Below are 24,610 nucleotides of genomic sequence, written 5' to 3'. Positions count from 1 at the left end.
AATGGCCGGAACTCCGTTCCGGCCCTGCGATCCGCTCCGCGAATCGAACCCCGAGGGCGCGTCACTCCGTGACACACCCTCAAGAAATTCACTCCGTGAATTCCGGCACCTACAGACAAGGCACGTTTTGCGGGCTGAGCCCAGGAAATATCTGACTCCCACAAAAGACAGCACACACACCTCCATACCATCAAAATGAATGCTGACGTCCGATCGCTGGAGGACATGGCCAGCACGAAGGCGGTAGGCCGACGCAAGCTCCGGCATGCTTCTCGCCCACCCGCTGTGCGCACCCCATCATGAGCTTCGTTGAACCCAGAGCTCCCGGACATACGTGATGACCGTAGGTGTGCGGTCATCTTTGGCAGTACTACCGAGCAGCATTCATTGGATCTTCCGAAGGGCACAGCCCCATGAGCACCATCACGTTGAATGACGGCCGACTGGTCGAGGTGACCGTTTCCGGCCCGGAGAACGGATTTCCGCTCATCTATCACTCCATGACCCCGGGTGCCGGCCTGGCTCCGCGCGGCATCGAGCGGGAGGCCCACGCGCGAGGGCTGCGTGTGGTGTCGTACGCCCGTCCCGGTTACGGCGGGTCGTCGCGCGCGCCGGGCCGGTCGGTTGCTGACGCCGCCAACGACACGGAAGAGATCATGGACCGGCTCGGCCTGTCCCAGACGGTCATGGTCGGCCTTTCCGGAGGCGGACCGCACGCGTTGGCGGCAGCCCAGGCCATGCCAGAACGAGTCGCTGCGGTCCTCACCATCGCCGGAGTGGGTCCCAGCGACCAACCAGACCTGGACTTCCAGGCGGGACGGGGTGAAGCCAGCCGCCAGCAGTGGGAACTCGCCTTTGCGGGGGAGGGAGCCCTGCGCCCCGCCCTTGAGAGTATGGCTGCGGCACTGGGCGCTGCCGGCCGGGACGTTCTGGGCGAGGCCGTGAGGAGCATGCTCTCCCCAGCCGACCAGTCTGCCTTCGAAGGTGAACTCGGCGAGGACATGATCGACGCCTTCCAAGGCGGTCTGGCCTCGGGCATTGACGGGTGGCTAGACGATCTACTGGCCTTCTCCCGGCCCTGGGGGTTCACACCGAAGGACATTCGGGTACCCGTCTTCGTGTGGCAGGGTGACGAAGATCTGCTGGTCCCAGGCCCCCACGGCCAATGGCTGGCCAAGCACATTCCGGGAGCCATTTTCGGCTTCAGGCCCAACGAAGGGCATGTGTCCGTCCTGAAGCACACAGAGCGCATGTTCGACGAGCTGACGAGCGTCCTGTGACAGGATGCTCGGCAACGATTCCCGCGCCATCGCTCTCTTTGTCCGCTACTCCATGAAATGCCGTCAACTGACCTCATTTACCTTTGAGTTGTTCTTCCGGTGGCGTTCGGGGTTGTGCCTCGGGGAGTGTGCGCGGCTTTCGCGGTGGTTGGGGTTGTCGGGCGATGTGGCGGGAGCGGGCAGCCCTTCGGTGGGGTGGTGGGTTACGCCACATGCTCTGTCCGGGTGCGGAGGGCGCGGCGTGGTCGCAGGGTTTTGGGCATGCAGATACGCGAAGAGAAACTGGCCGGGTCTCGGGGTGTGCGGTGGGGGCGGGTGCGGCATGCCATCGGGGCGGTGGTGGCGTGTGGGATGTTGCTGGCGGTGTCGTCGGCGTGTGCTCCGTCAGTGGAGCGGAAGACTCCGGGTGGGGCGCCGGGGGCGGCCTCGGCCGCGGCTCGGTCCAAGGTGGGTGATCGGCTTCCGGGGGTCGGGGACCGGTTGTGGAAGCAGGTTCCGGCTTCGACCCGGCAGGCCGTGGTGGTGTACGGGGACGAGCGGGATTCGGCGGAGGGGCTTGCCGTCCTGTATCAGAAGCAGGGTGCGACGTGGGAGCGTACGGCGAGCTGGCCGGCGCACAACGGGAAGCTGGGCTGGACGACCGATCATCGGCTGGACGACGACCGCAGTCCGGTGGGGGTGTTCGGTCTGACGGACGCGGGTGGGTCGTTGGCGGACCCGGGGAGTCGGCTGCCGTACTGGTACGACGACAACGCGTATTCGACGATGCTGCTGCCGGAGGAGGAGCACGCGCACGACTTCGATTACGTCATCGCCATCGACTACAACCGGCTGCGGGGTGTGGCACCGTTCGACTGGAGTCGGCCGGACGGGGTGGAGAAGGGGGGCGGGATCTGGCTGCACATGGACCACGGGGACGGCACGTCGGCGTGTGTGACGGTGCCGGAGGCCGGGATGAAGACGCTGCTGCGGACGCTGGACCCGGCCGCGCGTCCGGTGATCGTGATGGGTGACCGGGAGCGGTTGGCGTCCTGAGGTGGTGAGCGGGGGGTCTCAGGTGGTCGGGCGGCGGGGGGCCGGGGGGCGCCTGCGTTGCTGGACGGCTTGGTAGGTCTTCTGGAGGGCGGCGGTCGTCTCGTCGTAGGAGCGTTGGGCCACTCCGACGAACAGGCAGTCGATGAGGGCGAGTTGGGCGATTCTGCTGACGGTTGCGCCGGAGCGGAACGGGGTTTCGCGGGCGCGGGTGGTGAGGGTGAGGTCCGCCTGTGTGGCCAGGGTGGACGTGGGGACGTTGGTGAGGGCGATCGTGGTGGCCCCTCGTTCGGCTGCGGCCTGGAGGGGCTCGATCGTGTCCTCGGTCTCACCGGAGTGGGAGATGGCGAGGGCGACGTCGGCGGGGCCGAGGAGGGCCGCTGCCGTGAGGGCGGCGTGGCGGTCGGTCCAGATGAAGGCCGTACGGCCTATGCGGTGCAGTTTCTGGTGGAGGTCCTGGCCGACGAAGGCGCTGGCGCCGACGCCGAAGATGTCGATGCGCCGGGCTGCCGCGACGGCGTCCACGGCGTGGCCGAGTGCCGTGATGTCGAGTGCGGCTCCGCTGTCCTCCAGGGCGCGGACCTCGTTGTACACGATCTTGCGCACGATCTCGTCGAGGGGGTCGGTGGCGCTGATGTCGGTGCCGGGGGCGGGGCGTTCGCCGCTGGCGCGGGCGTCCTCGCGGGCGGCTGCGGCGGCGAGGGCGAGGCGGAGGCGGGGGTAGTTCTCGAATTTCGTGGTGCGGCAGAAGCGCATGACGGTGGCGACGGAGGTGGTCGCGCGTTCGGCGAGGGCGCTGATGGAGAGTTCGGCGGCCTGGGCGGGGTCGGTGAGGACGGTTTCGGCGACCCGGCGTTCGGAGGGGGGCAGGGCGGGGAGGGCGGCGCGGATGCGGGCGAGGGCGTCGGCGTCTGGGGCTTCGGTGTCCCGGGGGGTGGGGCCGGGAGTGCCGGTCGGGGGTCTGGGTGGCATGCGCGTTCCCTCCTGCGGGGTGGCCGTCAGATTATGCGGGGCGGGCGGGTGCGTCAAAAAGTTACGTTCTCTGTTTCGTGAAGTTACTTGTTGACATGCGGACGTTCGCCTTCCGATACTCGCTGCACTTGGTCCGTGTCCATCAACCACGGCGACCGTGTGCGTACGCCCGGCTGTCGTTCAGGAGTGACTGTGCGCCAACTCGACCTCGTGGTGGTCGTCGTCTATCTGGTGGCGATCGCCGTGATCGGACTGCGGCTGGCAGGGCGGCAGAAGACGTCGAAGGACTATTTCGTCGGCGAGGGCCATATGCCCTGGTGGACGGTGTCGTTCTCGGTGGTGGCCACCGAGACCAGTGTGCTCACCGTGATCAGCGTGCCCGGTGGTGCGTACAGCGGGCAGGGGTTCGGGAACGTCGAGCTGGCGCTGGGGTATGTCGTCGGGCGGGTGGTCGTGGCGACGGTGCTGATCCCGCTGTACAAGCGGGGCGGGTTCGTCAGCGCGTACCAGTACCTGGGTGACCGGTTCGGGCTGAAGTTGCAGGGGCTGGCGTCGGTGACGTTCGTGTTCACGCGGCTGCTGGCGGAGGGGGTGCGGCTGTTCGCTTCCGCGATTCCGATCAAGCTGCTGCTGGACGAGTTCGGGGTGCACGCGGGGTACCGGGTGATCATCGTGGTGCTGACCGTCATCACCGTCGTCTACACCTATCTCGGCGGCATCAAGGCGGTCATCTGGACCGACGCCATTCAGATGGGGCTGTATGTGGGTGGGGCGGTGCTGACGATCACGGTGCTGTCCGGGCATGTGGGGGGCGACGGGTTCTCGCGGGCGCTGCACGCCGGGCAGTTCAAGCTGTTCGACACGGACTTCGGGCTCGCGCATGTGCTGACCAGTCCGTTCGCGCTGCCGACGGCGATCGTCGGCGGTGCCATCTTCGCCATGGCGAGTCACGGATCGGACCAGCTGATCGTGCAGCGCATCCTGGCGACGCGGTCTCTGCGGGACGGGCAGAAGGCGATGATCGCCTCCGGTGTGTTCGTCACGCTGCAGTTCGCCGCGTTCTCACTGGTCGGGGCGCTGCTCTGGTCGTACAACCAGGGGAAGTCCTTCCAGGAGCTGGGGCTGGCCAGTGCGGACAATCTGTACCCGAGCTTCATCCTGCACGGGCTGCCTGTGGTCGTCTCGGGGCTGCTGGTGGCCGGGATTCTCGGTGCGGCGATGGGGTCGTTGTCGTCGGCGCTGAACTCGATGTCGAACTCGACGGTGGCGGACATCCTTCACAGCTTCTTCCGGTCCAGGCCGTCGGAGGAGTCGCTGCTGAAGCTGGCGCGGGTGATGACGCTGGTGTGGGCGGTGCTGATGGCGGTGTTCGCGTGTGCGTTCAGCACGAGCACGGGCAACGTGTATCTGACGGGTCTGACCATCGCGGGGTACACCTACGGGGCGCTGCTCGGGGCGTTCCTGCTGGGGCGGTTGGTGCGGCGGGCGAACCAGACGGATTCCGTCCTCGCGTTCCTGGTGACGGTGGCCGTGATGACGTACGTGGTGCGTGTGGTGAAGATCGATGTGCCGGTGGGCGGGGCGAGTGTGCCGACGGCCATCGCGGCGCAGTGGCTCGTGCCGATCGGGGTGGTGGTCACGCTGGTGGTCGGTGGGGTGGCGAGTCTGTTCCACCGGGTGCCGGACGGGGTGGGCGGTGCGCCGTCCGGGGCGGATGGTGGCGGGGCCGAGGGTGGTTCCGGACGGGGGCGGGTCGTCGCCGGGAGCGGGCGGGAATGATCGGTGCCGGGGCCGCTGGTGCCGGGGCCGCTTCGAGAGGGCGCTTCGGGAGGGCGGTTCCGGCTTCTGTTCGTGCGGTTCCGTAGTTGTGGGGCCTGCGCGGTCCGTGGCTCTGTGGGCTGTGGCCCTGCGGTCCGTGGCTCTGTGGTCCGTTGTTCCGTGGGCCTGTGTGGTCCGTTGTTCCGTGTGGTTCGTTGGGAGCGGCGCGCATGCGTGTGATCGGTTTGATGTCGGGGACGTCGTACGACGCCATCGAGGTGGCTGCCGCCGACCTCTCGTTCGACGGGGACGTGCTGGTGATGCGGACGCTCGGGCATCTGTCCGTGCCGTACGCTGACGAGCTGCGCGCGCTGATCGGCGCGACGCTGCCTCCGGCGTCCACGACGACGGGGGACGTGTGCGCGCTGGACACCGGGGTGGGGCAGGCGTTCGCGGGGGCGGCTGTGCGGGCGGTGCGTGAGGTGTGCGGGGGCACGGCGGATCTGGTCGTGTCGCACGGGCAGACCATGCATCACTGGGTCGAGGACGGTGTCGTACGGGGGACGTTGCAGCTCGGGCAGCCCGCCTGGATCGCGGAGGCCACCGGGGTGCCGGTCGTGTCGGATCTGCGGAGCCGGGACGTCGCCGCGGGCGGGCAGGGCGCGCCGTTGGTGGCGATGACGGACGTGCTGTTGTTGCGGGGGCTGGCCGGTGTTCCGGCCGCGCTGAATCTCGGGGGGATCGCCAACGTGACGGTGGTCGCGCCGGGGTCCGAGCCGCTGGCGTTCGACACCGGTCCGGCGAACGCGCTGCTGGACGCGGCGGTACGGCACTTCACCGGGGGTGCGGAGGCGTACGACAAGGACGGTCGTCGGGCGGGGGCGGGGCGGGTCCACGCGGGCCTGCTGGAGGCGCTGCTCGACGAGCCGTACTACCGCAGGGGCGCCCCCAAGAGCACCGGCAAGGAGCATTTCCATCTGCCGTATCTGTTGCGGGCGTTGGAGGGTTTTCCGGGCGCCGGGGTCGATGACGTGCTGGCCACGCTGACCCGGTTGACGGCGGTGACGGTCGCGGACGCCTGCCGGGGGCTGGGGGTGACGGGTCTCGTCGTGTCCGGCGGTGGTACGCGGAATCCGGTGCTGATGGGGATGCTGCGCGCGGAGCTGCCCGGTGTGGTGCTGCGTCCCAGCGACGAGTTGGGGCTGCCCTCCGATGCCAAGGAGGCGCTGGCGTTCGCGGTGCTGGGGTTCCTGACCGTGCACGGGTTGCCGGGGGCGCTTCCCTCGGGGACGGGGGCTCGGCATGCCAGTGTGCTGGGGAACATCACGCCGGGGCGTGGGGGGCTGCGGTTGCCTGAGCCGGTGGAGCGGGGGCCTCGGGCGTTGCGGGTCGTGGGCGAGAGCTGAGCGCCGGGCGGAGTGGACGACGGAGGCTGAGCGTCGGTCGAGGTTGCGGACGGGGGCCTGGGCGTCGGCCGGGGTGGCAGGTGCGGTGGTTTACCCGGTGCCGTGCGGGCGCAGGCTTTCTCCTTCGGCTACGAAGGGTCTGGTGTCGTTGTGCTCACCTCACGTCGTGCTCTGCTGGCTGCCTCGGGGGCCGTCGCCGTCTCCGGGGCGTCGTTCCTCACCGGTGGGAACGCGCGGGCGGCCGAGGGGGTGGGTGCCCGGTTCGTCGCGTTGGAGCGGGAGCACGGGGCGCGGCTCGGAGTGTTCGGGTGGAACGTCCGCAGTGGGGTGCGGGTCGGGTACCGCGGGGGTGAGCTCTTTCCGCTGTGCTCGACGTTCAAGGTGCTCGCCGTGGGGGCCGTGCTGCGGGATCTGGGGCCGGGCGTACTGGGGCGGCGGGTGTACTACGGCATCGAGGACGTTCGGCGGGCGGGCGGCGCGCCGGTGACCGGGAGGCCGGAGAATCTCGCGCGGGGGATGACGGTCGCGGAGTTGTGCGGGGCCGCCGTCTCGTACAGCGACAACACCGCCGCGAATCTGCTGCTCGGGATGGTCGGTGGGCCGGGGGCGGTCACTCGGTTCGCGCGCTCCGTAGGTGATCCGGTGACGCGGCTGGACCGCCTGGAGCCGGAGCTGAACAGTGCCGAGCCGTGGCGCCGGACGGACGTCACGACACCTTGGGCCATCGGGACCACGTATGCGCGGCTGGTGCTGGGGCGGGTGCTCTCCCCCGCCGACCGGGCGTTGCTGCGGGGGTGGATGCTGGCGAACACGACCAGTGGGGCGCGGTTCCGGGCCGGGCTGCCCGGTGACTGGGTGCTGGCCGACAAGACGGGGACCGGGGAGTACGGCACCGCGAACGATGTCGGGGTCGCCGTCACTCCCTCGGGTGCGCCGGTGGTGTTGTCGGTTCTGAGTACGCGGCTGGTGGCGGACGCGGTTCCCGATGACGGGCTGGTGGCGGGGGCGGCGTCGGTGTTGGCGGGCGTGCTGGGGTGAGGTGGTTGGGGGCTGACGGTTTCTGTGGGGGCTGGGTTGGGGGCGCCGTCTCGGTGCTGGGGTGACGGTCTCCGTGGGGTGGGTTCCGGTGGAACGGCTGGGTGAACCGGTGGGGAATTCTCGGCACCGCGCTGGTCAGGAAAGGGTCAGGGGGCCGGTCGGGCGGGTCGGGGCTGCTTAGGATCAGCGGCGCCGCCTCGTTCGTACGACCTTCTGGAGGCTTGGCGTGTCCGACGCTGTGCGTGACGCCGAACCCGGTCCGATATCCGTTCCCCGCCCGTCTCTCGGCCGGGCCGCCGTCCGCCGTCGTTCCGGTGTGAGATCCGTGGCGGTGGCCGTGCTGGCCGCCGGGGTGCTGGTGACGGGGTGCTCGTCCGGTGGTGCCGGGAGGGCGCCGGTGGCCCGGGACGGGCTCCGGCACACCGCGATCGACGTGGCGCTGTCGGCCTGCGGGATGGGCTGGTCGCGTCCGGTGCCGGGGCGGCAGGTGTTCGATCTGCGCAACACGACCGATGTGGCGGCCGAGGTGTATCTGACCGACGCACGCACCGGGGCGGTGTACGGCGAGGTGGAGGGGCTGGGGCCGGGTACCGAGCGGCCGTTGCGGGTGACGTTGGGGAACGGGTCGTACGCCTTCAAGTGTCTGCCGGACGACGCGGACGCGGTGACCGGGCCGACGGTGCGCGTCACCGGGGCGAGGGCGGAGGGCGGCCCGGCCGCGCTGCCGGTGACGCAGCAGGACCTTATTCCGCCGACGCTCGCCTATCAGAAGTGGGTCGGGACGCGGACCGTGGAGCTGGCGCGGAAGACCGACGTGCTGAAGGCGGCCGTGGACCGGGGTGACCTGGGGGCGGCGCGGGCCGCCTGGCTGCCCGCTCATCTGGTGTACGAGGAGATGGGCGCCGCGTACGGCACGTTCGGGGACGCCGACGGGGAGATCAACGGGACGACGGCGGGGCTGGCCGGTGGGGTGCGCGATGCCGGGTTCACGGGGTTCCACCGGGTGGAGTACGGGCTGTGGCACGGGGAGTCGGCGGGCGGTCTGCGCAGGCCCGCCGACCGTCTCGACGCGGCGGTGCGCGCGCTGCGGGACCGTTGGTCCGGGGAGCGGATGGACCCGCTGGACACCGGGCTGCGGGCGCACGAGATCCTGGAGAACACGGTGCAGTTCGAGCTGACGGGCCGTACGGACTACGGCAGCGGGTCGAATCTGGCGACCGCGCGGGCCAACCTGGAGGGGACGCGGGTGCTGCTCGGCTATCTGCGGCCCCTGCTGAAGGGCCGGGCGACCGGGCTGCCCGGTATCGACACGTGGCTGGGCCGGTCGGCGCGGTTGCTGGACTCCTTCCGGCGGGGCGGTACGTGGACGCCGCTGGACAAGCTGTCCCGTGCGCGGCGTGAGAAGACCGACGCCGATCTCGGCGAACTCGTGGAGCGGCTCGCGGATGTGGCCGCCCTGACCGATATTCGGAGGACCTCGTGAAGCGCGTCGGCAAGGTCGGACGTCGTGGTTTTCTGGCGGGTGCGGCGGCCGTGGCCGGGGGCGGGCTGGTCGCCGCCGAGCGGGGGGCCGCGTCGGCGGCGCAGTCCTCGGGCGGGCCGGGGGACGCCTCCGTGGCGTTCGAGGGCGTGCGTCAGGCGGGGGTGGTGACGCCCCCGCAGCGGGCCACGGCATTCGTGTCGTTCGACACGACGGCGGAGAACCGGGCCGAACTGGCCGATCTGCTGCGGACGGTGACCGAGCGGGCGCGGCTGCTCACGGCGGGCGGGACACCGGACGAGCTGGGTATCACGGCGCCGCCCGCCGACTCGGGGACGCTGGGCCCGGACGGCGCGGCGGACCGGCTGACCGTGACGGTCGGGGTGGGTGCCTCGCTGTTCGACGGGCGGTACGGGCTGGCGGCGCGCAGGCCGCACCGGCTGAAGGCGATGCCGTCGTTCCCGGACGACGATCTGGACGACGCCTGGTGCCACGGTGACCTGAGTGTGCAGTTCTGCGCGGAGAACACGGACGCGGTGCTGCACGCGCTGCGGGACGTCACCCGGCACACGCGGGGCGGGATGCAGGTGCGGTGGCGGATGGACGGGTTCGTCTCCCCGCCCCGGCCGTCGGGTACGCCGCGCAACCACCTGGGGTTCAAGGACGGCATCGCCAACCCGGACGTGCGGGACGCGCGGGAGATGGACCGGCTGGTCTGGGTGGGTGCGGGCAGCGGTGAGCCCGGGTGGGCGGTGGGCGGCAGCTACCAGGTGGTCCGGCTGATCCGGATGCTGGTCGAGTTCTGGGACCGGGTGTCCATCACGGAGCAGGAGCGGATGTTCGGGCGGGCCCGCGACACCGGGGCGCCACTGGACGGGCGGCACGAGCGGGACGTACCCAACTATCCGCAGGACCCGAAGGGCGACATCATCCCGCTGGACAGTCACATCCGGCTGTCTAATCCGCGTACGGCGGCCACAGCCGATCAGCGCATCCTGCGGCGGGCGTACAACTACGACCGGGGTGTGGACGCGAACGGGAACCTCGACATGGGGCTGATGTTCTGCTGCTACCAGCAGGATCTGGAGCGGCAGTTCGAGAGCGTGCAGAAGCGGCTGGCCGGTGAGCCGCTGGTGGACTACATCAGTCCGTTCGGCGGGGGGTACTTCTTCGCGCTGCCGGGGGTGCGGGACGGGTCGGACTGGCTGGGGCGCGGGCTGCTGGGGTGAGGTGCCCGTCCGGGCGACGGGCGTGGTGGGACGATCGGCGGGGGCGGGGTTTCGGCACGGGTGGCCCGTGGGGCTTCGTCGCGGGGTGGCCGGTTTTGGCGGGACGGTGTCAAGAGTTGGCCAAAATCTGATGAGAATCTCCTGACCTGCCGTTCGCCCCGGGGCCACCGTGCCTCCGCCGGGCGGCCGTCGCTCTCGCGCAGGATGCCGCGTGAACGCCGTGGACGGACGTCACGGCCACGGAAAACCCGGTGTTCTCGGAAGGCGAGACAGCATGATCGGCACAGCAGCATCCTCCGGCGGGCGCCGCCGGATCGCACGGATAGGGACCCTGCTCGGGGCCGCCGCCCTGGCCGCGGCGGCTGGTGGCACGGTGCCCGCGTCGGCGCTCTCCGGGCACGGGCACGGTCAGGGCGCCCCGCGCACCGCGACCCCGATCAAGCATCTGGTCGTGCTGTACGACGAGAACGTGTCGTTCGACCACTACTTCGGCACCTACCCGCAGGCGGCGAACACGGACGGCACGCCGTTCAGGGCCGCCAAGGGCACCCCGAAGGCGGACAATCTGCTGAACGCGGGCCTGCTGAAGAAGAACCCGAACCTGTACACGCCGAAGCGGCTGGCGAGTTCGCAGGCGATGACCTGCGACCAGAACCACTCCTACGGCCCGGAGCAGTACGCGGCGGACGGCGGCAGGGCCGACCGGTACGTCGAGAACACCGAGGTCAGCAAGTGCAGCGGCGGCCTGTTCGGCGAGCCGGGGCTGGTCATGGACTACTACGACGGCAACACGGTCACCGGTCTGTGGAACTACGCCCAGCACTACGCGCTGAACGACCACTCCTTCAGCTCGGTCTACGGGCCGTCCACGCCGGGCGCGCTGAACCTGGTCTCGGGTCAGACGCACGGTGTGGTGTCGATGGACCCGGCGTCCGGCACGGAGCACCCGGTGCGGACGAAGACGCCGGACCCGTACACGGTGGTCTCCCCCGACGCCCAGGGGGTCGGCACGGTCGTCAACGACCCGGACCCGGCGTACGACGACTGCTCGGACAAGGACCACACGGCCACCAACGCGCTGGCCGCGCTCCAGGGCCGCAACATCGGTGACCTGCTCAACGCCAAGGGCGTGAGCTGGGGCTGGTTCCAGGGCGGGTTCCGGCCCAGCACCCCGTGGGACGGCAAGCAGGGCGACTACGCCAAGTGCGACACCGCGCACACCAACGTGGGCGGTGCCTCGGCGGTGGACTACAGCCCGCACCACTCGCCGTTCCAGTACTACAGGTCCACGTCGAACCCGCACCACCTCGCGCCGAAGAACGTGGCGGAGATCGGGCACGCGGGCCGTGCCAACCACAACTACGACCTCTCCGACTTCGGTGCCGCGCTGAAGGCGGGCCGCCTTCCGGCGGTCAGCTTCCTGAAGGCGCCCGAGTACCAGGACGGCCACGCCGCCTACTCGGACCCGACGGACGAGCAGCACTTCCTGGTGGACGAGATCAACGCGCTCCAGCAGTCCCCGGAGTGGAGGTCCACGGCGGTCGTGGTCGCGTACGACGACTCCGACGGCTGGTACGACCACGTCACGTCCAAGGTGCTGAACGGCTCCAAGGACTCGGCGGCCGGTTCCAACGGCAAGGCCACGGACTCCCCCGCCTGCCAGTCCGGTCCCGCCGCGACGGGGGGCTACGCGGACCGGTGCGGTCCGGGCACCCGGCAGCCGCTGCTGGTCGTGTCGCCGTACAGCAAGGTCAACGCGGTGGACCACACGCCGACCGAGCAGGCGTCCATCACCCGGTTCATCGAGAGCAACTGGGGCACGGCGCGGGTCGGTGACGGTTCCTTCGACCGGCGGGCGGGCAGCCTGAACGGCATGTTCGACTTCCGGCACCCCAACGACCGGCAGGTGCTGCTGAACCGGGACGGTTCGGTGAAGTCGGTGAAGCCGCTGCCGGGCCACGCCCCGCACACCGCGACGTACGCCTCCGCGCACGGCGTGTACCCGCCCTACGCGGCGGACCTGAAGGCGCAGCACCTCGCGGACGGCGCTTCCTTCCCGGCGGCTCGGGTCGCGGCGGGCGCGGGTGTCGTCGCGGCGGGCGCGGCGGTCGGCGGGTTCCTGCTGTACCGCCGTCGCGGGCGGGGCGCGGGCACCGTCGCCGTCTGAGCGGTACGCCTCCGAACCCGCGTACACCGATGGGCGCCGTCACGGGTGGCGGCGCCCGTCGGCGTGTGCGGCCGGGGTGGACGGGCTTGCGGGGAGCGCTCATTGTGGGCGCTCCCCGCACGCGTCGCGGGTACCGGCCCCGGTCAGCGGTCGGCGTCGCTGGTGGCGTCCCGGTCGGCCGCCGAGGCGGCGGACTCCGCCGCGTCCACCTTCTTCTCCATGTCCGCGAGGCCCGAGGGCGCGGCGGAGGGGGCGGACGGGGTTGCGCTCGGCCCGGCCGGGGTGGACGGGGCGTCGTGCTGGGCGCAGCCCGCGGTGAGCGCCAGCAGGGCGGTGAGCGCGGCCGTCGCGAGCGCGGCGCGGCGCACCGCGTGCATCAGCTTCCCGCCTTCTTCTCGGCGCCGTCGCTCCCCGTGCCGTTGTTCTTGGCACCCTTGTCCTTGGCGCCGTTGTCGTTGGCGGAGCACCATGTCTTGACGGACGACAGGTCCTTCTGCCGCTGCTTCAGGTTGGTGCGCAGGGACGTGCGGAAGTCCAGGCGGTTCTGGAGGTAGGTGGCGACGGCGGTGTGACCGGCCTTCTTGGCGTTGTCCACGCGCTTCTGCAGGCGGTCCACCGAGCCGCGCCGGGCGGTGCCCGCGTCGAGCCGCTTGAGGGCGCGGTCGATCCGCCGGTCGATCTTCGGGACCCGCTTGCACAGCGCGTGGGCGCCGTCGCCCGCCGGTTTCGTACCGGACGTGGTGTCGGCGGCGGACGCCGTTCCCGCGGTGCCGGCCACGACCGCGGTCACGGCGAGCCCCGCGAGCAGCGTGCGCGTGCGTCGTCGTACGTACATCTGCCTCTCCGTTCACTTGTTCCGGGCGGCCGTGCGGCCGTCCGTGACCGGGAGGTTAGGGGCGTTCTCTGGGGAAACTCTGTGACCGTTATGTCCGGGTGACTCCGATGAGCCAGTCGCGGTGTCCGGGCAGGTCTCCCCCGCCGGACGGCAGTCGTACGGTGAAGCGGGCGCCGGTGCCGTGCGGGGTGTCCCCGACGCTGACGCTCCCCCGGTGCAGCGCGGCCTGCTGGGCGACGAGGGTGAGACCGAGGCCGGAACCCGCGCTTCCGGGGCCCCGCCGGAAGCGGTCGAAGACGCGGGCACGGTCGGCGGGCGGGACGCCGGGGCCGGTGTCGTCCACGGTGAGGTGGATGCCGTCGGCGGTCTCGCGCGCGGTCAGCTCAATATGGGCGCGGCCCTCGGTGTCGCGGCCGTGGGCGAGGGCGTTGGCGAGGAGGTTGTCCAGGAGCAGCCGCAGGCCCGGTTCCCAGCCGTGCACGGTCAGACCGGGGGGCGCGGTGAGGGTGATCACGGCGTCCGGCGCGTGGCGGCGGGCTTCGGCGACGGCGGTGTCGGCGAGGTCCGCGAGGTCCACGTCGCGCAGCGCCTCCGCCTCCACGAGGTCACCTCGTCCGAGGTCGCGGAGCATCGCCAACAGGCCCCGCATACGGGCGTGTTCGTGGCGCAGGTCGGTGACGACCTCCGCGCGGTCGGGGTCGGGCAGGCCGGGGTGGGCGGCGAGGATGTCGAGGTTGGTGCCCATGCTCATCAGCGGGGTCCGCAGTTCGTGCGCGGCGGCCGAGGAGAAGGAACGGGCGGTGTCCAGCGCCTCGGCGGTGCGGGCGGCCTGCTCGTCGTAGCGGGCGAGGACGGTGCGCAGGGTGGCGGCGAGTTCGTCCACCTCGGTGACGCCGGTGCGGCGCTCGTCGGGGCGGGTGCCGCTGCCCTTGGTACGGGGGTCCAGTCCGGCGGTGCGTCGGGTGAGGCGGCGCAGCGGGGCGCTCGCCCCGGCGGCGAGTCCCCAGGCGAGCAGGCCGGAGACGGGGGCGGCGAGCAGTGCGGTGAGCACCACGCGGCGCCGGACGAGCTGGAGTTGGGCGCGGTCGGCGGTGTCGGGGGCGAACACCCACAGGGTGCCGGAGCCGTCGCCGAGCAGGCGGGCGAGAGCGCGCCAGGTGCGGTTGCCGTCGTGTACGGCGACCGTGCCGGTGGGATGCTCGGGGAGCGCGACGGCCGGACCGGGCTGGGGGCCGCCGGTGAAATCCACGCCGGGGGCGACGACGCGTACGCCCACGTCGAGAGCCGCGTCGAACAGCTTGCGTTCCCTGAGGTCGGCGGCTTTGGGCCGCCCGTTGCGGGAGGCGCGCAGCAGTTGACGGGCGTCGGGGGCGACGGCGGCGGCCCGCTGCCGCAGGTGCTGGTCCTCGGCGCGGTGCAGGTCGTGGCCGACGAGGTGCAGCAGCAGCCAGCCGGAGGCGAGGACCAGGAGGGGGGCGGTCGTGCCGACGGCTATGCCTACGCGGGTGGAGAGTCTCACGGGGTGTCCGGTGCTTGCCTGGGGGTGGGTGGCTGGGCGGGCCGGGGTCGTTGACCGGGCAGGGATGGCTGGCCGGGGAGGGATGGCTGGCCGGGGAGGCGGGGTGTCCCGGTGACGGGGGCTTCCGCGTGGGTGGTGGGCTGCCCGGGAGCGGGGGCCTCGGCCGGGGCGGACGCTCGTCCCCCGACGGCCGCTCCTCCGTGGGTGGTCGCGTCCCGGACCGTGGGTGCCTCGCCCGAGGCCGACGCCTCCCTGAGGACGAAGCCGACTCCGCGCACGGTGTGGACGAGGCGGGGGCGGCCACCGGTCTCCAGTTTGCGGCGCAGGTAGCTGACGAAGGTGTCCACGGTGTCGGTGCGCACGTCGAAGTCGTATCCCCAGACCCGGTCGAGGAGTTGGTCGCGGGTCAGTACGAGTCCGGCGTTGCGGGCGAGGACTTCGAGGAGTTCGAACTCGCGCCGGGTCAGGTCCAGGGGGCTGCCGTCGCGGGCGGCGGTACGGGCGGCCGGGTCGATGGTGAGGCCCGCGACGCGCAGGAGGTCCCGGTCGGCGGCCGGGGGACGGCGGCGGAGCAGGGCGTGCAGGCGGAGGACGAGTTCTTGCAGCGCGAAGGGTTTGACGAGGTAGTCGTCGCCGCCCGCCTGGAGGCCCGCGATGCGGTCGGCGGTCTCGTCGAGGGCGGAGAGCATCAGGACGGGCAGGTCGGAGCCGGTGGCGCGGAGCCGGGTGCACACCTCGATGCCGCTCATGCCGGGCATCGACACGTCGAGGACCAGGACGTCGGTCCGGGCGCGGTCGAGGGAGGCGAGCGCCTCGGGGCCGTCCGCGGCGGTGCGGACCTCGAACCCGCCCAGTCTCAGGCCGCGTTCCAGGGAGCGGCGGATCGCCGCGTCGTCGTCCACCACGAGTACGGCGCCCGGGGACGCGGCGGGGTGCGTCCCGGCGGGTGCGCCGGGGGCCGCTCTGGGGTGCGCATCGGGGTGCGCGGGGTTGTTCATGCGCCCTCCTCGTCGTCGGGACAGGGTACGTCCGGGGGCGTGGGGAGCCGGAGTCGGGGCGGCCGGGCCGCACGGGGCGGGACCGGGGGCGTACGCGGTGCGCCCGGGGGCCGTACCGGGTGGGCTCTGCCGGAGCGCACGGAGGTGAGGGGCGTCGGTGGCGGGGCGAGCGGGTCGGCTGTGTGGGCCCTCCGGCCGGGTTGCCCGCTTGATCGGTAGGTTTCGCCGAAAGGGGGAACACCTACGCCATGACCGCAGCCCCGGAATCGCCCCGCACGCTCGTGGAGGCTCTCGCGCTTGCCGGGCTGGTCGTGCTGTATGCCGTCGGGCGGTGGGTGTTCGCGTGGCGGGATGCTCGACGGCGTGGGATGGCGCGGCCGGTGGGGGCGGTGCTGGACGAGGACGGTCCGACGGGCGGCGCGTACGGCTCCTTCGCTTCGTACCGGCAGTTCGCGGGGTTTCTCGGGGGCGCGGTCGTGGTGCTGCTGATCGCCTGGCTGACGCGGGGGGTGGTACGGACGGGGCTGTTGTGGTCCGTGACGCCGTTGCTGGTGGTCGGGTTGGCGTACGTCGATTTCCGGCAGGTCCGAAACGCTCGGTCCGGGGTGTGAGGGGGCCGCCCGCGGGGCGGTGCCGTGGTCGTACGCTGCCGGGGTGAACGATGACCTGAAGCCGGGAGTTGGAGGGGTGTCGCTCGCCTGTCGGATCTAGGGGGCGGACGGGGGCGTGCCGCTCGTTCTGTTGCACGCGCTCGGGGAGTCCGGGGCCGACTGGGACGGGATCGCGCCCGCGCTGGCGCGTGACCGGCGGGTGTACGCCCTCGATCTGCGGGGGCACGGGCGCAGCGGCCGGGCGGAAACCTACTCGCTCGAACTCATGCGGGACGACGTGCTGGGGTTCCTGGACGTGCAGGGGCTCGCGCGGGTGGATCTGGTGGGGCATTCGCTGGGCGGGTTCGTCGCGTGTCTGGTCGCGCAGGAGCGGCCGGGGCGGGTACGGCGGCTGGCGCTGGAGGACGTACCGGCGCCGAGGCCCCGCGAGGCGGGCGTACTGGTGCGCCCCGAGGGGGAGTTGGACTTCGACTGGGACATGGTCGTCGCCGTGCGCGGGCAGCTCGACCGGCCGGAGGCCGCGTGGCGGGAGGGGCTGGCGCGTGTCACCGCCACGTCGCTGGTGATCGGCGGTGGTCCGGGGAGCCATGTGCCGCAGGAAGGGGTGGCCGAGCTGGCGGAGCTGATTCCCGACGCGCGGCTGGTGACGGTTCCGGTGGGGCATCTGGTGCACCGGGCGGCGCCGGAGGAGTTCCTCCGGATCGTCACGGCGTTCCTCGGCCGGGGGTGAGGGTCCGGCGGCCGGGCGGCAGGACGTGGGACGGCGGCGGCACCGTGGGGGGTGCCGCCGCCGTTCCGTGTCAGGTCACGTCCGCCGGTGTCAGCGGATGTTCGCGGCCTTCATGGCGCCCGCGATGCCGTTCGCCCAGAGGGAGTTGACCTCGGAGATCTCGGTGGAGTTGGGGCGGTCGTTGGTGCAGGAGGTGCCGGGGCCGCCGCCGGACATCAGCTCGCCGCAGGGGCCCGAGTAGTCGTCCGGGAGGCCGAGCACGTGGCCGGTCTCGTGGGCGACGACGCGGTTGGAGCTGTACTCCTCGTTCTGCGCGTAGTCCAGGAAGACGAACCCGGAGCCGTGCCCGTCGGTGGACGCGTACGAGCCGCGCGAGTCGTTGCCCTCGCGGTAGCTGAAGTCCGAGCCCGAACCCCCGGCCGACAGCTTGACGTTGGAGACGGAGGAGTTCCAGACCGAGGCCGCGTTGGCTATCTGGGACTGGAAGCTCGGGGCGCCCGAGGGGTCGTAGGTGATGGTCACCGCGGCCGCGGCGTCCGGGTGGGCCGCGCGCTTCTCCGCGACCGACTTCAGAACGGCCTTCAAGAAGGCCTGGTTGGCGGCGCCCTCCTGCTGGGAGCCGTCGTAGGCGGTCCAGGCGTGCTGGGTGGCGGCCGTCGGCGCGGCGGAGGCCGGGGCGGCGACGGCCGGGACGGCACCGAGGCCGGTGAGGGCCAGGCCGAGCGCCGCGGCGGACAGGGTGCGCGAGGTACGCAGTCGCATCAGTGACTCCTTTGTGTGGGGGGAAGTCGCTGTCCGTGAGTATTGAGGACCTCCGGCACGGCTGTGATGACCACAAAGAGCGACAACATCGCGTTATCACCAGGACTCCACCACATCTGACCAGCGCACATGCTGCGGGTCCGCCGAAAGCGCTCCTAGGATCACGTCATGGAGCTTGAGATCAGGCACCTGCGCATGGTGTGTGCGGTGGCCGAACACGGGAGCTTGCACAAGGCCGCTCGTCAACTGAGCCAGACCCAGCCGTCGTTGAGCAGCCAGCTCGTGCGGATCGAGCGGTTGCTGGGGGGCCGTCTGTTCCACCGGGAGCGTACGGGCTGTCGTCCGACGCGCCTCGGGCGGGCGGTGCTGGCGAGAGCCAGGCCGCTGATCGCGGACATGGGGACGCTGGTGCTGGAGGCTCGGGCGGAGGCGGACCAGAGCGCGGAACTGCGGGTCGGCGCGACCGCGAGCCCGGCCCTGCCCGGCTGGATGCGAAGACTCCGTGGGGCGACGGAGATACCGAGCCGCCCCACGCTCCAGATAGACGTCTCCGCCAACACGCTGCTGGGCATGGTGGCGGAGGACCAGTTGGACATCGCGTTCGTGCACGAGGTGGAGGACTCACCGCTGCGGATGCCGCAAGGGCTGGTCTCCAGGGTGCTGGTGGAACGCGAGCCGCAGTGCATCGCGTTGCCCCGCGACCATCCCGCCGCGTCGGCGTCCGAGGTGAAGCTCGTGGACGTGGCCGAGGACCGGTGGATGATCGACTCCACGGTGGACGGCGAGTGGGACGCCGTGCACCGCATGCTGCGCCGCGCGGGCCTCGCACCGCGCGTCGTGCACGGCGACTACCTCACCACGACGACCCTGGTCGCCAGCGGCGAGGTCGTCACGGTCTGCCAGCCCACCGCCCGCGACCGCGCCGACGTGGCCGTCCGCCCCCTGGCCGGTGATCCCCTGGGCGTCCGCCTGCTGATCGCCGCCCGCTCGGAGAGCGAACTCGACGCGGTGTACGGGCCGTTGGTCACGTCGTACCGGGAGATCGTGCGGCGCTCGCCGGAGGAGAGGCGGGTGGCCGCGGGCGTGTGAGGCCCGGCGGCGGGAGACCTTCGCACGAAAGGCGGGCCGATGGCGCCGGTCCCCGTTCGCGCTCTCCCGCCGACGCGCTCCGGCCGGTACGCCCTCGGGGAGAGCACCCTTCCGTTCCTGGCCTACGTCCCCGGTCCCACCGGTTCCGCCGGATGTCCCGACTCACCTGGTCCTGAAGCCCGTTACACCCGGCCCGGCCGCTCTTCTACCGTCCCGGCATGACGACCACGGGACACCTCGACGAAGCGCTCCAGCGTCTGCACACCTACGGCCCGGAGCGGCTGGGGCGGCTCATCAACCATGCGCCGATGGTGGTGGAGGCCCTGGTGGCGCGCGGGCGGGCGGAGTCGGTGCACCGGTGGATCGACCGGTACGCGCCGAAGCTGGAGGAGCCGCCCGCGCGGGTCGAAGCGGTCACGGCGGACAACTGGCGCCGGGCGCTGGGGGAACCGCGCCGGGTCATGGACTGGACGGACCACTTCGGCCGGGAGATCGGCGCACACCCCTGGCGGGACGTGCTGGCGCGGTGGTGGCCCCGGCTGCTGCCCGGCCTGTTCGGCGGGTCCACGCATCCGGTGATCCGCACGGGCCACGCCGTGCGGACCCTGCTGGCCGAGGACCCCACCGCGCCCCGGCTGGCGGAACTGGCGCACGCCCTGGGGTACTGGGCCGCGCGCCACCGGCCGGTCGGCACGCTCGCCCCACTGCCGGGTGCGGCCGGGGCGTCCGCCGCGCTGGACGCCGTACCGCCGCTCGTGGCGCCGGAGGGCGCATTCGCGGCGCGGACCGGGCTGTTGACGGGGTTGCCGGTGTGGCCGGAGTCGGTCACCGGTCCCGACGAGGCGCGGCTGCGGCTGGCCGAGCTGGTGCGGGCGGCGACGCACCGATACGCCACCCACGGGCACGGTGAGGAGACGATGCTCGTCCACGCGGCGACGGCACCGGCTGCCGTGCTGCGTACGCTGCCCGCGTTGCCGCGCGCCCTGTGGGTGCCGAGTCTGCGGGCGGCCTGGACGGCGTCGGCGGCGGTGACGGCGATGTACGCGCCCCGCTCGCCCGTGGTGTACGCGCCGCCCGGTGCGCTCGATCCGGACGAGGTGTTCGCGCGGGCGCTGGCGCACGGTGACGAGCATGTGCTCAAGCTGGCGGACACCGCGCTCGGCGTGGGGGACGCGGCGGCGCTGGTGTCGGTGCGGCGAGCGGTGGAGTTGAGCGAGCCGCTGTTCTGATGGAAGGCCGGACGGGGGCGTGCGGGGTGGGGCGTGCGGGGGCGGTCCGTTCCGGCGCGCGGTCGGGCGAAGCTCGCGCTCCCCTCAAGTCGCGCCAAGGTCGGGGCCGTAATGGTGCGCTCCGGTTACGCCATGTGGCCGGTTTTCATCGCGGCTCCGGTCATACGAAGATCGACGCCCTCTCCCCCGCCGCCCGCGATCAAGGAAATACTGCCGCGATATTGGCAGTCCGGACCGGCGACCGGCGTTCAATGGAAGATCAATTCCATTGCGCAAACCATTCGGCACCCCTGATTCCCAGCGTGTCCGGATGAAGTCTTATCGGCCGTGTTCTCCTCTGCTTCAGTGGAACGCGTTGTGTCCCGCACCTATCGAGGAGGCCACATGGCCGAAGTCAAGAAGGTCGCCCGACCTGCGGTCACCGCGTCGTCGCGGCCGTGCGCGTTCGTCTCTCCGGACAAGGGCAACGCGCCGACGATCACGCCGGTGCGCGCGCGGGCGGAGGCCGACACCGCCCCGGCCGAGCAGCGGAAAGAGTCCACCTCGGCCTAGCCGCTGAGGCTGTTCGGGGTTCGGCCGGTCGGCCGGGCTCCGGGCTGTCGCGCGGACCGTACCCCCGGCCGGGGTCGGTCCGCGTCCAACGCCCTCCGCGACGGCACCTTCCGTTTTCCCGGGCGCCGTCCCGGAGAGGCCCGCGAAACCGTACGCCGCCCACCGTGTCGCAAGCAGACCGTCCGCCGTGTCGAAAAGCCGTGAGACGCAGGGAGAAGTCTTCAGTATGCAGAATTCGGTGTACCAGTCCTCGCGTTACGTCCGCACCCTGCGTGCCTCGGACGACCGGGATTTCACGTCTTTCGGGGGGCGGCTCGATTCCTTCGGGGACGACGAGCGGACGATGGCCTTTCATTCGCTGTACGGAAATGCGCGGCTCATCGACAGGGACATCGTGGAGCTCCTGCGGGACGCGTCCGGCGGGATGACCGCGGACCGGCTGCGCGAGCGGGTGGACGAGGAGTCGCTGCGGGATCTGCTGGAGGCCAGGTTCCTGGTCGAGGCGGGGCACGACGAGGCGCACGAGATCGACGGCCTGCTGGAGAGCCGGCAGAACGTGCTGGACACCGGGGTGTTCCACTCCTCGATCCAGCTGGTGCTGACCAACGCGTGCAACTTCTCCTGCCAGGGCTGCTTCGCGTACAACTTCGACGGCGGTGTGGAGGAGCGGAACACCTCCGGCGAGTCGGTGAAGCCGGGCCCGGTGCTGGTGGAGCTGCGCCGCTCGCGGGACGAGGGGGAGGCACCGGCGCGGCAGGACTCGGGGCCGACGCTCGCCCAGGGCGACTGGAACCACGGCTCGGACTCCGGCCGCAACCCGTCGATGCACATGTCGCGGGAGGTGGCGGAGAAGACCATCCAGGAGGCCATCGCGCTGCGCAAGGCGAACGGCGGCGGCCACCTCACGGTGTCGTTCTTCGGCGGTGAGCCCACCCTCGCGCGGGGCACCATCCTGCACGTGCTGCGCACCTTCGGGGACAGCCACGACGGCGTCACGCTGTCGTACGACCTGACGAGCAACGGCTCGCGGATCGACGACGAGCTGATGCGGGCGCTCGCGGAGCACCGGGTGGACACCACGGTCTCCATCGACTACCTGGTCCCGGAGACCGGCGAGTTCCGGGGCGGGCAGCAGCAGCGCACCCCGTGGGCGGTGGTCCGCAAGGCGATCCTGGACATGAAGGCTGCCGGGGTCCCGGTCAGCATCACCTCCGTGCTCTCGCAGTACACGTGGGACAAGTGGGGCAACCCGCTGATCGACTTCGTCGCGGAGGCGGGGATCGACTCGCTCGACGTCATCGTGTCGTTCCAGGCGAAGGAGTTCTTCGAGCGGCACAGCCCGCGCGACGTGGCGCGGCGGCTGCTGGACGCGGTGGACTACGGGCGTGCGCGGGGCGTGCAGCTCAGCGGGTACTGGTACCAGACCTTCCAGATGATCATCGACGAGGCTAAGTGGGCCGAGCAGGCCGACTACAAGACGTGCCCGGCGGTCGGCAGGCAGCTCTCCATCGAGCCGAACGGCAGCGTCTTCGCGTGCAAGGCGACCGCCCGGATGCTCGGCACCATCGAGGACTGGCGGGGCATCTTCGCCTCCCCCGCGTACCAGGACTACGGCATGCGCGCCTACACCAACGGGCCCGGCTGCCAGGGCTGCGAGCTGCAGGGCACCTGCTCGGGCGGCTCGGCGGGCGCGCTGGAGGAGGAGAACGGCTCGATCCAGCTGATGTCGCCCGGCTACTGCGCCTACATGCGCGAGGTGGTGCAGGGGCTGCTGGAGCGGCACCACGCGCAGAGCCTCGCCGCCCCGGCGTGAGGACCGCCCCGGTGTGAGCGTGTCCCCGTCGTCGTCCCAGGGCTCGGAAAGGATCACTTCTCCTCATGGCAACGATCGGTGTGCACTTCGGCCACGACGCGGGCGCCGCCCTCACCGACGCGGGCGGGTACCGGGTCGTGGAGGCCGAACGGCGGCTGGGGCTGCGCCATGTGTGCGGCGGCAACAGCGGGTTCGCGCGGGAGGCCGCCGACTGGCTGGCGGAGCTGCGGGAGCGGGCGGTCAGTCCGGTGACGCGGGTGGCGGTGGCGGACTGGTACACCCCGGTGTGCGAGGTGCTGCCGCCCGCGCTGGTCGAGCTGGTGGGCGAGGACGCGCGCTGGACGGCGACCGGCGGGACCGGTCTCGCGGACGCGGTCACGCGGGTGATCAAGCCGGTGGGCTGGCCGCTCGCCGACGCCCTCGGCGACATCACGCTGACCGCCGTGCGCCACCACTACGCGCACTGCGCGCTCGCGTACTACACCTCCGGTGCCCGTAAGGCCCTGGTGCTCGCGCTGGACGGCACCGGGAACTACGCCGAGTGCGGCATGGTCTGCCTCGGTGACGGCGACCAGCTGACCCCGGTGATGTCGTTCACCAATCGCGGCGGTCCGCGCTTCGGGCTGGTCTACGAGGCGCTGGCCCGCCGGGTGCACGGCAGCCAGTTCGACACCGGCAAGCTGCTGGGGCTGACGGCCACCGGCGAGCCGGACCCGGCGCTGCTGCCCGTCCTGCGGGCGATGCTGATCCCGCAGGCCACCCGGCGGGCCTCGCCGGATCTCTACGAGCCGCTGGACGAGGCCGGGCTGACGGGGTCGGCGCTGTGCTACGCCGGTTCCTGGTGGGAGTACGACCCGGTCACCGGCGGCTACCTGGACGTGGGGCTCGCGGACTCCTCCGACGACGACGTGGTGCACTCGTTCGGCTCCATCTTCCCCGAGGCGATCCGGACGGCGGACGGCCGGACGATCGTGGTGGGCACCTCACCGGAGGACCGGGGCTGCCGGGACCTCGCCGCGACCCTCCAGGCCGCCGTGGAACGGGACTTGACCCGGCTGGCGACCGGAATCAGCCGCCGCTTCCCGAGTTACTCCACGCTCTGCTACGCGGGCGGCTGCGCCCTCAACATCACCGCCAACAGCTGTCTGGTGGAGTCGGGGCAGTTCACCCGTGTGTCGGTGCCGACGTGCTGCGACGACTCGGGGATCGCTCTGGGCGCGGCGCTGGCGGTGGCCGACCCGGCGGACCGCCCGCCGCTGGCCGGTCGCTCGGGCTGGGCGCAACTCGCCTATTCCGGAGATCCGTTGGAGGGCCTCGACGCCGACGGCCCGGCCGCCGGGGACCTCGCGGCGGCCGGGCGTACGGGGCTGCGGGACAGGCTGGCCGCGCTCGGGCTGGGCGCGCGGTACGCCTCGGACGAGGAGGAGTTCGTCCGCTCCGTGGCCGAACTCCTCGCCGAGCAGAAGTGCGTGGCCTGGCTGGAGGGCGGTATGGAGACCGGGCCGCGTGCGCTCGGGCACCGTTCGCTGCTGGTGTCGGCGCACTGGAGCGGCGCCCGGCGGTACGTCTCGCAGACCATCAAGCAGCGCGAGTGGTTCCGGCCGGTCGCGCCGATCTGCCCCGAGGAGGTCGCGGACCACTGGTTCTCCGGGCCGCTGGACCACGCCGAGAGCATGCTGTTCGCGGTGCGGGTGCGGCCCGAGGCGGCCGAACGGCTCGCGGAGGCACGGCACATCGACGGCACCGCCCGGCTGCAGACGGTACGCGCGGACACGCAGCCGCTGCTGCACCGGCTGTGCCGCGCGGTCGGTGACCGCACCGGGCTGCCCGTGCTCATCAACACCAGCGCCAACGGAGGCGGTCGCCCCATCCTCAACGACCTGGACGAGGCACTGGAGTTGCTGACCGGGACGGAACTGGACGCTATCGTCCTGCCCGAACACCGCCTGATCATCGCGTAGTTGATCAGGTCCGTCCGGCAGCGACTCCCTTCCGTCCGTGGAGCCGCCCCCTCCGCGCGGCCCCCGGGAGCCTCCCGGTCCGGCCGGCGGGGAAATGGCCGAAAAAGCCGGTGCCGGGTTCGCCCCTCGTCCCCCAATCCTTAGCAGGC

The 24,610-nt window shown here is 71.7% G+C and carries 20 protein-coding genes and 1 pseudogene; 15 read left to right on the top strand and 6 right to left on the bottom strand.

Annotation, left to right across the window (positions count from 1 at the left end):
• Positions 1-413: 413 nt before the first annotated feature.
• Together KUM39_RS07355 and KUM39_RS07350 are read left to right on the top strand one after the other, a co-directional pair.
• On the top strand, positions 414-1,280 hold the full coding sequence (locus tag KUM39_RS07355; RefSeq protein ID WP_217784593.1) for an alpha/beta fold hydrolase: 867 nt from the start codon (positions 414-416) through the stop codon (positions 1,278-1,280).
• Between the two features lie 480 nt (positions 1,281-1,760).
• The gene (locus tag KUM39_RS07350; protein ID WP_308288068.1) at positions 1,761-2,315 is read left to right on the top strand and encodes a L,D-transpeptidase family protein; all 555 of its coding nucleotides are present in this window, start codon (positions 1,761-1,763) and stop codon (positions 2,313-2,315) included.
• A gap of 18 nt (positions 2,316-2,333) precedes the next feature.
• Here the strand turns inward: KUM39_RS07350 and KUM39_RS07345 are convergent, their stop codons facing one another.
• Positions 2,334-3,284 (bottom strand): MurR/RpiR family transcriptional regulator, encoded by a 951-nt coding sequence (locus KUM39_RS07345; protein WP_217784592.1) that lies wholly within the window; start codon positions 3,282-3,284, stop codon positions 2,334-2,336.
• 192 nt (positions 3,285-3,476) lie between these two features.
• Here KUM39_RS07345 and KUM39_RS07340 point away from each other — a divergent pair, with 192 nt between their 5' ends.
• The 6 genes from KUM39_RS07340 to KUM39_RS07315 all read left to right on the top strand — a co-directional run bounded on the left by KUM39_RS07340 (position 3,477) and on the right by KUM39_RS07315 (position 12,362).
• Positions 3,477-5,063, top strand: a complete 1,587-nt coding sequence (locus KUM39_RS07340) for a sodium:solute symporter (RefSeq protein ID WP_217784591.1) — start codon at positions 3,477-3,479, stop codon at positions 5,061-5,063.
• A gap of 209 nt (positions 5,064-5,272) precedes the next feature.
• Complete coding sequence (locus KUM39_RS07335) at positions 5,273-6,448, top strand: anhydro-N-acetylmuramic acid kinase (protein WP_217784590.1); 1,176 nt, start codon at positions 5,273-5,275, stop codon at positions 6,446-6,448.
• 150 nt (positions 6,449-6,598) lie between these two features.
• Positions 6,599-7,486: a class A beta-lactamase gene (gene bla / locus KUM39_RS07330; RefSeq protein ID WP_217784589.1), complete on the top strand. Its 888-nt coding sequence runs from the start codon at positions 6,599-6,601 to the stop codon at positions 7,484-7,486.
• A gap of 316 nt (positions 7,487-7,802) precedes the next feature.
• Positions 7,803-8,969 (top strand): EfeM/EfeO family lipoprotein, encoded by a 1,167-nt coding sequence (locus KUM39_RS07325; RefSeq protein ID WP_217784588.1) that lies wholly within the window; start codon positions 7,803-7,805, stop codon positions 8,967-8,969.
• A complete protein-coding gene (efeB, locus tag KUM39_RS07320) occupies positions 8,966-10,195 on the top strand; it encodes an iron uptake transporter deferrochelatase/peroxidase subunit (protein WP_217784587.1) in 1,230 nt (409 codons plus the stop codon). Before KUM39_RS07325 ends, efeB begins: the two co-directional genes overlap by 4 nt.
• 274 nt (positions 10,196-10,469) lie before the next feature.
• Positions 10,470-12,362, top strand: coding sequence for a phospholipase C (locus KUM39_RS07315; protein ID WP_217784586.1), 1,893 nt, complete (start codon positions 10,470-10,472; stop codon positions 12,360-12,362).
• A gap of 143 nt (positions 12,363-12,505) precedes the next feature.
• Here KUM39_RS07315 and KUM39_RS07310 read toward each other — a convergent pair whose 3' ends face one another.
• From KUM39_RS07310 to KUM39_RS07295, 4 genes and pseudogenes are all read right to left on the bottom strand, one after another.
• Positions 12,506-12,739, bottom strand: a complete 234-nt coding sequence (locus KUM39_RS07310) for a hypothetical protein (protein WP_217784585.1) — start codon at positions 12,737-12,739, stop codon at positions 12,506-12,508.
• On the bottom strand, positions 12,739-13,197 hold the full coding sequence (locus KUM39_RS07305; protein ID WP_217784584.1) for a hypothetical protein: 459 nt from the start codon (positions 13,195-13,197) through the stop codon (positions 12,739-12,741). Before KUM39_RS07305 ends, KUM39_RS07310 begins: the two co-directional genes overlap by 1 nt.
• 88 nt (positions 13,198-13,285) lie before the next feature.
• Positions 13,286-14,716 carry a sensor histidine kinase gene (locus KUM39_RS07300; RefSeq protein ID WP_217784583.1) on the bottom strand — a complete coding sequence of 477 codons (1,431 nt, stop codon included), beginning with the start codon at positions 14,714-14,716 and terminating at the stop codon, positions 13,286-13,288.
• A 248-nt stretch (positions 14,717-14,964) separates the two neighbouring features.
• Positions 14,965-15,621: pseudogene (locus KUM39_RS07295) on the bottom strand (response regulator transcription factor); the annotation flags it as partial.
• 341 nt (positions 15,622-15,962) lie between these two features.
• On the opposite strand from KUM39_RS07295, the gene KUM39_RS07290 reads away from it, so the two are divergent.
• The gene (locus KUM39_RS07290; RefSeq protein WP_217784582.1) at positions 15,963-16,325 is read left to right on the top strand and encodes a hypothetical protein; all 363 of its coding nucleotides are present in this window, start codon (positions 15,963-15,965) and stop codon (positions 16,323-16,325) included.
• Between the two features lie 115 nt (positions 16,326-16,440).
• Entirely contained in the window at positions 16,441-17,055 is a 615-nt protein-coding gene (locus KUM39_RS28540; RefSeq protein ID WP_217784581.1) for an alpha/beta fold hydrolase, read from the top strand.
• A gap of 90 nt (positions 17,056-17,145) precedes the next feature.
• Here KUM39_RS28540 and snpA read toward each other — a convergent pair whose 3' ends face one another.
• Positions 17,146-17,817, bottom strand: a complete 672-nt coding sequence (gene snpA, locus KUM39_RS07280; protein WP_217784580.1) for a snapalysin — start codon at positions 17,815-17,817, stop codon at positions 17,146-17,148.
• A gap of 168 nt (positions 17,818-17,985) precedes the next feature.
• On the opposite strand from snpA, the gene KUM39_RS07275 reads away from it, so the two are divergent.
• From KUM39_RS07275 to KUM39_RS07255, 5 genes are all read left to right on the top strand, one after another.
• Positions 17,986-18,906 (top strand): LysR family transcriptional regulator, encoded by a 921-nt coding sequence (locus tag KUM39_RS07275; protein WP_217784579.1) that lies wholly within the window; start codon positions 17,986-17,988, stop codon positions 18,904-18,906.
• 218 nt (positions 18,907-19,124) lie between these two features.
• The gene (locus KUM39_RS07270) at positions 19,125-20,135 is read left to right on the top strand and encodes a questin oxidase family protein (protein WP_217784578.1); all 1,011 of its coding nucleotides are present in this window, start codon (positions 19,125-19,127) and stop codon (positions 20,133-20,135) included.
• Between the two features lie 384 nt (positions 20,136-20,519).
• On the top strand, positions 20,520-20,687 hold the full coding sequence (locus KUM39_RS07265; RefSeq protein ID WP_217784577.1) for a hypothetical protein: 168 nt from the start codon (positions 20,520-20,522) through the stop codon (positions 20,685-20,687).
• A 226-nt stretch (positions 20,688-20,913) separates the two neighbouring features.
• Positions 20,914-22,500, top strand: a complete 1,587-nt coding sequence (locus KUM39_RS07260) for a radical SAM/SPASM domain-containing protein (RefSeq protein WP_217784576.1) — start codon at positions 20,914-20,916, stop codon at positions 22,498-22,500.
• 65 nt (positions 22,501-22,565) lie between these two features.
• Positions 22,566-24,461 (top strand): carbamoyltransferase C-terminal domain-containing protein, encoded by a 1,896-nt coding sequence (locus KUM39_RS07255; protein ID WP_246619728.1) that lies wholly within the window; start codon positions 22,566-22,568, stop codon positions 24,459-24,461.
• Positions 24,462-24,610 lie beyond the last annotated feature (149 nt).

It is taken from the genome of Streptomyces corallincola, from assembly GCF_019104725.1.
Classification (GTDB): domain Bacteria; phylum Actinomycetota; class Actinomycetes; order Streptomycetales; family Streptomycetaceae; genus Streptomyces; species Streptomyces corallincola.
Note: the sequence above shows the minus strand (reverse complement) of the source record. Positions and strands in the feature narration are given on the sequence as shown.

Coding starts and splice junctions, on each gene's coding strand:
- KUM39_RS07355 (WP_217784593.1), top strand. CDS start 414: ATGAGCACCATCACGTTGAATGACGGCCGACTGGTCGAGGTGACCGTT.
- KUM39_RS07345 (WP_217784592.1), bottom strand. CDS start 3,284: ATGCCACCCAGACCCCCGACCGGCACTCCCGGCCCCACCCCCCGGGAC.
- KUM39_RS07335 (WP_217784590.1), top strand. CDS start 5,273: ATGCGTGTGATCGGTTTGATGTCGGGGACGTCGTACGACGCCATCGAG.
- KUM39_RS07315 (WP_217784586.1), top strand. CDS start 10,470: ATGATCGGCACAGCAGCATCCTCCGGCGGGCGCCGCCGGATCGCACGG.
- KUM39_RS07310 (WP_217784585.1), bottom strand. CDS start 12,739: ATGCACGCGGTGCGCCGCGCCGCGCTCGCGACGGCCGCGCTCACCGCC.
- KUM39_RS07305 (WP_217784584.1), bottom strand. CDS start 13,197: ATGTACGTACGACGACGCACGCGCACGCTGCTCGCGGGGCTCGCCGTG.
- KUM39_RS07290 (WP_217784582.1), top strand. CDS start 15,963: ATGACCGCAGCCCCGGAATCGCCCCGCACGCTCGTGGAGGCTCTCGCG.
- snpA (WP_217784580.1), bottom strand. CDS start 17,817: ATGCGACTGCGTACCTCGCGCACCCTGTCCGCCGCGGCGCTCGGCCTG.
- KUM39_RS07275 (WP_217784579.1), top strand. CDS start 17,986: ATGGAGCTTGAGATCAGGCACCTGCGCATGGTGTGTGCGGTGGCCGAA.
- KUM39_RS07270 (WP_217784578.1), top strand. CDS start 19,125: ATGACGACCACGGGACACCTCGACGAAGCGCTCCAGCGTCTGCACACC.
- KUM39_RS07265 (WP_217784577.1), top strand. CDS start 20,520: ATGGCCGAAGTCAAGAAGGTCGCCCGACCTGCGGTCACCGCGTCGTCG.
- KUM39_RS07260 (WP_217784576.1), top strand. CDS start 20,914: ATGCAGAATTCGGTGTACCAGTCCTCGCGTTACGTCCGCACCCTGCGT.
- KUM39_RS07255 (WP_246619728.1), top strand. CDS start 22,566: ATGGCAACGATCGGTGTGCACTTCGGCCACGACGCGGGCGCCGCCCTC.